We start from the raw sequence: 4,497 nt of genomic DNA on the forward strand, positions 1-4,497 counted from the left end.
GGTCGGAGGCGGCGGCAGGCGGTGGTTCCCGAGGATGAACTGCCCCGGCGGCGTGCTCACCATGTAGTAGACGCGGTCGTCGGGGTCGGCCTCGATGATGTCCTGCGCGGCCTTCGGGAAGTCGATGAACAGCCCGTTGCCGATCGGCTTGACCTGACGCGCCAGCGCCTTCGAGGCGGTCGACAGCGAGGCGTCGATCGCCTGGTTGGCGTAGCGTGCGGTGAGGTTGTAGGTGAAGAGGGCGCCGGCCAGCCACAGCACCAGCTGCGGCAGCAGCAGCCACAGCAGCAGGTGGCGGTGCAGCGAGCTGCCGCTGGGCGTGACGCCGGGGAGCCGGTGCAGTGCGCGCTGGAGCGGCGACCACATGGCGCTGCTCAGGCTTCGCCTTCTTCGAGAAGGTAGCCGAGGCCGCGCACCGTGCGGATCGCCAGCCCCGAACCTTCCAGCTTGCGGCGCAGGCGATGGATGTAGACCTCGATCGACCCCGCACCCGACTCGCTGCGATCGACCGCCCAGCTCTCGGCGATCTGGTCCTTGGTGACGACGCGGTCGCGCTGGGTCAGCAGCAGATCGAGCAGCATCCACTCGCGGGGCGACAGGTCGAGCAGCGCCCCGTCCACCGAGGCGCGTCGAGCGTCGCGATCGAAGCTCAGCTTGCCGAACAGCTGGGCCGAGCCGCCGCCGGCGCCGCGCGTGCGCCGCAGCAGGGCGCGGATGCGCGCTTCCAGCTCGGGGAAGTCGAAGGGCTTGGTCAGGTAGTCATCGGCGCCGGCGTTCAGGCCGGCCACGCGGTGCTCCAGCCCGTCGAGTGCGGTCAGCACCAGCATGGGCAGCGCCGGCTTGGCCGCGCGCACCCGCTTGAGCACCGTCAGGCCATCGACCATCGGCAGGCCGAGATCGAGCACGCCGAGGTCGAAGTGCTGCCGCAGCAGCAGGAATTCGGCGACCGCGCCATTGGGCGCCACTTCCACCTCGAAGCCGGCCTTGGCGAGGCTGGCGCTCAGCGCATCGGCGAGGATCGCGTCGTCTTCGGCGAGCAGCAGTTTCATCGGCCGAAGCTTAACGGATTAACGAACAATTAACTTCAGTTGAATCCCGCAGGTGAGACACTCGCGCCATGCACCCGAACGCCCAACTGATCGACCGCTTCTATGCCGCCTTCGCGCGGCGCGACTGGGCCGGCATGGCCGCGTGCTACCACCCCGAGGTGCACTTCAGCGACGAGGCCTTCGACCTGCACGGCGCCGACGCCGGGATGATGTGGCGCATGCTGCTGACCAACGGCAAGGACCTGACGCTCGAGTACAGCGGCATCGAGGCCGCCGAGCGCACCGGACGTGCCCACTGGGACGCGCGCTACACCTTCAGCGCCACCGGCCGCAAGGTGCTCAACCGCATCGACGCGAGCTTCGAGTTCCGCGACGGCCTGATCGTGCGGCATGTCGATCGCTTCGACTTCTGGGCCTGGTCTCGCCAGGCGCTGGGGCTGCCTGGCCTGCTGCTGGGCTGGTCGGGCTTCCTGAAGGCCAAGGTGCGCGCCAAAGCGGCCGCAGGCCTGGCCGCGTTCAAGCAGAAGGTGGCCGCCGGCGGCTGATCAGCATTCGACGATGTTGACCGCGAGGCCGCCGCGCGCGGTCTCCTTGTACTTGGTCATCATGTCGGCGCCGGTCTCGCGCATGGTCTTGATCACCTTGTCCAGGCTGACGTGGTGGGTGCCGTCGCCGCGCAGCGCCATGCGCGCGGCGTTGATCGCCTTCACCGAGGCGATCGCGTTGCGCTCGATGCAGGGAATCTGCACCAGCCCGCCGACCGGGTCGCAGGTGAGCCCCAGGTGGTGCTCCATGCCGATCTCGGCGGCGTTCTCCACCTGCGCCGGCGTGCCGCCGAGCACTGCGGCCAGCGCACCCGCGGCCATCGAGCACGCCACGCCCACCTCGCCCTGGCAGCCGACCTCGGCGCCGGAGATGCTGGCGTTCTCCTTGTAGAGGATGCCGATCGCCGCCGCGGTGAGCAGGAAGTCGATCACGCCGCGCTCGGTGGCGCCCGGCACGAAGCGCACGTAGTAGTGCAGCACCGCCGGCACGATGCCGGCCGCGCCGTTGGTGGGCGCGGTGACGACCCGACCGCCGGCGGCGTTCTCCTCGTTGACCGCCAGCGCGTAGAAGTTGACCCAGTCGAGCACCTGCAGCGGATCGCGCAGTGCCGCTTCGGGGTTGCTGCACAGCTGGCGATGCAGCTCCTGCGCACGCCGCCGCACCTGGAAGCCGCCGGGCAGCGTGCCGCCCGTCTCGCACCCGCGCTTCACGCAGGCCTGCATCACGCCCCAGATGCGCAGCAGGCCGGCGTCGATCTCGGCGTCGCTGCGCCAGTGGCGCTCGTTGCGGCGCATCAGCTCGGCGATGCTGCAGCCCTCGTTCGTCGTCAGCGCGAGAAGCTCGGCACCACTGCGGAACGGGAAGGGCAGCACCGTGGTGTCCGGGGCGATCATCCGCTGTCGCGCGCCATCGGCCGCCACCTCGTCGCTGACGACGAAGCCGCCGCCCACCGAGTAGTAGGTGCGCTCGGCCAGGAGCGTGCCAGCGGCATCGAACGCCTCGAAGCGCATGCCGTTGGCGTGGAAGGGCAGGGTCTCCCGGCGGTGGAAGACGAGGTCGGTCTTCTCCTTGAAGGCAATGGCGTGCAGCCCGAGCAGTGCCAGCGGCGCGCCGCCACGCACCGCCTGCAGCAGTGCCGGGATGGCGTCGACGTCGACCGTGTCCGGCTCGTGGCCCATCAGGCCGAGCAGCACGGCCTTGTCGCTGCCGTGCCCCTTGCCGGTGGCGCCGAGCGAGCCGTAGAGCCGGGCCGCCACGCGGGCGGTGGCCGGGAGCACGCCATCGGCCTGCAGGCGCAACACGAACAGGCGCGCCGCGCGCATCGGCCCGACGGTGTGCGAGCTCGACGGCCCGATGCCGATCTTGAAGAGGTCGAAGACCGAGATCGCCATGGGCCGCCGTCTCGTTCAGGCGCCGTAGTAGTTCTCGACCGGCACGCAGGCGCAGAAGAGGTTGCGGTCGCCGTAGACGTTGTCCACTCGGCCCACCGGCGCCCAGTATTTCTGCCGGCGCAGCGAGGCCACCGGGTAGGCCGCCTCCTCGCGGGTATACGGATGCGCCCAGTCCGCGGCGAGCAAGGCTTCCGCCGTGTGCGGCGCGTGCTTCAGCGGGTTGTCTTCCTTCGGCCACTGGCCGGACTCCACCTTGGCGATCTCGCCTCGGATCGCGATCATCGCGTCGCAGAAGCGGTCGAGCTCGGCCAGCGATTCGCTCTCGGTCGGCTCCACCATCAGCGTGCCGGCCACCGGGAAGCTCAGCGTCGGCGCGTGGAAGCCGTAGTCGATCAGCCGCTTGGCCACGTCCTCGGCACTGATGCCGCTGGTCTCCTTCAGCGGGCGCAGGTCGAGGATGCACTCGTGGGCCACGCCGCCGCCCTTCAGGCCGGCGATCTCACCGCTGAAGTGGATGTCGTAGTGGCCGGCCAGGCGCGCCGCCACGTAGTTGGCCGCGAGGATGGCCGACTCGGTGGCGAACTGCAGGCCTTCCGCGCCCATCATGCGCACGTACATCCACGAGATCGGCAGCACCGCGGCGTTGCCCAGCGGCGCAGCGCTCACCGCGCCGACCTGCTGCGGCGTGCCGAGGCCGGCGCTGCGATGCGCCGGCAGGAAGGGCACGAGGTCCTCGACCACGCACACCGGCCCGACGCCGGGGCCGCCGCCGCCGTGCGGGATGCAGAAGGTCTTGTGCAGGTTGAGGTGGCTAACGTCGCCGCCGAATTCGCCCGGAGCGGCCACGCCCACCAGCGCGTTCATGTTCGCGCCATCGACGTAGACGCGGCCACCGAAGGAGTGCACCAGCTCGCACAACTCCTTCACGCGCGACTCGAACACGCCGTAGGTCGACGGGTAGGTGATCATCACGCAGGCCAGCCGCTCGCGGTGCTGCTCGCACTTGGCGCGCAGGTCGGCCAGGTCGACGTTGCCCAGCGCGTCGCATTTGACCACCACCACCTGCATGCCGGCCATCTGCGCGCTGGCCGGGTTGGTGCCGTGGGCCGATTCGGGAATCACGCAGACATCGCGCTGGTGGTCGCCGCGCGACTCGTGCCAGGCCTTGATCACCAGCAGCCCGGCGTACTCGCCCTGCGAGCCGGCGTTGGGCTGCAGGCTGATGCCGGCGTAGCCGGTGGCCTGCGACAGCCAGGCGCACAGCTGCTCGTTCAGCTCGGCGTAGCCGGCCAGTTGGTCCTGCGGCGCGAACGGGTGGACGTGCGCGAACTCCGGCCAGGTGATGGGAATCATCTCGCTGGTCGCGTTGAGCTTCATCGTGCACGAGCCGAGCGGGATCATCGTGCGGTCCAGCGCCAGGTCCTTGTCGGCCAGGCTGCGCAGGTAGCGCAGCATCTCGGTCTCGCTGTGGTAGCGATTGAAGACCGGGTGGGTCAGGAAGGCGCTGCTGC

5 protein-coding genes are annotated in these 4,497 nt (G+C 70.0%); 1 reads left to right on the forward strand and 4 read right to left on the reverse strand.

Translation table 11 applies throughout. The features are described from left to right. On the reverse strand, nt 1-366 hold a 366-nt coding region (locus tag AB7U92_RS22410), incomplete at its 3' end, for a sensor histidine kinase N-terminal domain-containing protein (RefSeq protein WP_428582263.1). An 8-nt stretch (nt 367-374) separates the two neighbouring features. Further along, nucleotides 375-1,049, reverse strand: coding sequence for a response regulator transcription factor (locus tag AB7U92_RS22415; RefSeq protein WP_428582265.1), 675 nt, complete (start codon nt 1,047-1,049; stop codon nt 375-377). A 68-nt stretch (nt 1,050-1,117) separates the two neighbouring features. Between AB7U92_RS22415 and AB7U92_RS22420 the strand changes: the two genes are divergently transcribed. After that, a complete protein-coding gene (locus AB7U92_RS22420) occupies nt 1,118-1,594 on the forward strand; it encodes a nuclear transport factor 2 family protein (RefSeq protein WP_428582267.1) in 477 nt (158 codons plus the stop codon). On the opposite strand, the gene AB7U92_RS22425 is transcribed toward AB7U92_RS22420, so the two are convergent. Both AB7U92_RS22425 and gcvPB read right to left on the reverse strand, forming a co-directional pair. Then, on the reverse strand, nt 1,595-2,986 hold the full coding sequence (locus AB7U92_RS22425) for an L-serine ammonia-lyase (protein WP_428582269.1): 1,392 nt from the start codon (nt 2,984-2,986) through the stop codon (nt 1,595-1,597). Nucleotides 2,987-3,001: 15 nt separating this feature from the next. Then, a partial coding sequence (gcvPB, locus tag AB7U92_RS22430) for an aminomethyl-transferring glycine dehydrogenase subunit GcvPB (protein ID WP_428582271.1) occupies nt 3,002-4,497 on the reverse strand: 1,496 nt, incomplete at its 5' end.

The sequence above is a fragment of the Piscinibacter sp. genome (genome assembly GCF_050175855.1).
Lineage (GTDB): Bacteria > Pseudomonadota > Gammaproteobacteria > Burkholderiales > Burkholderiaceae_C > Piscinibacter.

Excerpts from the sequence above, each read along its gene's own strand:
- AB7U92_RS22415 (WP_428582265.1), bottom strand. The coding sequence starts at position 1,049 with ATGAAACTGCTGCTCGCCGAAGACGACGCGATCCTCGCCGATGCGCTG.
- AB7U92_RS22420 (WP_428582267.1), top strand. The coding sequence starts at position 1,118 with ATGCACCCGAACGCCCAACTGATCGACCGCTTCTATGCCGCCTTCGCG.
- AB7U92_RS22425 (WP_428582269.1), bottom strand. The coding sequence starts at position 2,986 with ATGGCGATCTCGGTCTTCGACCTCTTCAAGATCGGCATCGGGCCGTCG.